We start from the raw sequence: 1,267 nt of genomic DNA, 5'->3' as shown, positions 1-1,267 counted from the left end.
TAATCATGGGTAATCAGGTTTAGTTTTATCTGGGTGAAGAGATAATTATTTGGCAAATATATCTATGGCAGCAGATCGCGAATGTCACACCCCATAACCCTGGCAAGACGATAAGCCTTTTCCAGGGTGACATTGACCTCACCACGCTCAATTCGTCCTACGTAGCTTCTATCAATTTCGGCCGCATATGCGAGTGCATCTTGCGATACGCCCAATTGAAGCCGTCTATCACGTACAGCATCACCAAATTTTTTTGCTAGCTCTTGCATGTCTCGCCTCTCGCTGGCGAGCACTATCTCTGGTTGTCTGGCTAACGACCACGGATTATAATCCGCAAACGAGTTTAGATTTCCACTAAGTGTTTTCGTTCGAGGCCCAGGATTACTTATGAGCTCCCAGACCGTGTGGTTACCAACCGCGCTCTACACCGCACTCATTCGATGGCAGATGGATGACTTCACTGCGATAGGATTTGTAAATGCCATTTTTGGTGACAAAGCAGAATCGCAGATACGTCAGCGGCGTTATCGTTATACCTTCATTTATCGGCATCTGATCAAGCTCGTAAATAAGGGACTTCTAAAAAGGAAGCATGTTGATGATGGGAAGCGCTGTTCTCATTTCATCAGGACTCCCAAGTTCGATGAAGTGCATTTCAAAGAGGAATTTATTGGGCCTTGTGCGCTTGTAACGGAATCGGGTAAGGAGCGTAAGTCGGAAACGTATGAATCCGTCCTGGAAGGACTGATCGCGAGAGCACAGCACTACCGTAAGGGGTTGCAGGAATATGATTCAATGCTCGCTGAGTACCAGCAATTAAGAGTGGACTTCTCCATATTGGATCCAGCGATTGAAAGGGCCATCAACAATACCGTTGCAGAGAAACGCGATTTGCGGGGCAGGCTGGAGGCCGTGGAGAGGCTTTTGAGGGGGTTGATTGCGTTCAGAAGCGCCTCTTGATGTAACCGTTCAGCGTCAGGGGCTTGATGCACACAGTTCGGAGGGAATGGGGTAATCCGTTTTCTCGATGCGGGCTCGGACAATGGTATGCAGTCACTCTTGGGGTCAACGTCCCAAGCGTTTGGTCGTCTCAACCAACGAAAGTAAGCGTTTGCGTATTCCGGTGAAGTTGAACAGTGATTCCGGAATCTGTGAACACCATTTCCGGAAAGTATGCGGACAGGGATTCTTCGAGCAGAAGCTGAGCTTTGAGGGGAGGCATCTTTTCGACTCACTGAACAAGCCAGCAGCCAAGCGCAGCGCGGCA

General features: G+C 48.9%; 2 protein-coding genes. One reads left to right on the top strand and one right to left on the bottom strand.

Translation table 11 applies throughout. The features are described 5' to 3' along the window. Positions 1–62 precede the first annotated feature (62 nt). Positions 63–269, bottom strand: coding sequence for a helix-turn-helix domain-containing protein (locus BN1127_RS21180; RefSeq protein WP_005895552.1), 207 nt, complete (start codon positions 267–269; stop codon positions 63–65). Between the two features lie 118 nt (positions 270–387). Between BN1127_RS21180 and BN1127_RS05880 the strand changes: the two genes are divergently transcribed. Then, positions 388–960, top strand: coding sequence for a hypothetical protein (locus BN1127_RS05880; protein WP_042648831.1), 573 nt, complete (start codon positions 388–390; stop codon positions 958–960). The last annotated feature ends 307 nt before the right edge of the window (positions 961–1,267 follow it).

The sequence above is a fragment of the Aeromonas media genome (genome assembly GCF_000819985.1).
Taxonomy (GTDB): domain Bacteria; phylum Pseudomonadota; class Gammaproteobacteria; order Enterobacterales; family Aeromonadaceae; genus Aeromonas; species Aeromonas media.
The sequence above is the reverse complement of the archived record's forward strand: the minus strand, read 5'-3'. Positions and strand labels throughout refer to the sequence as shown.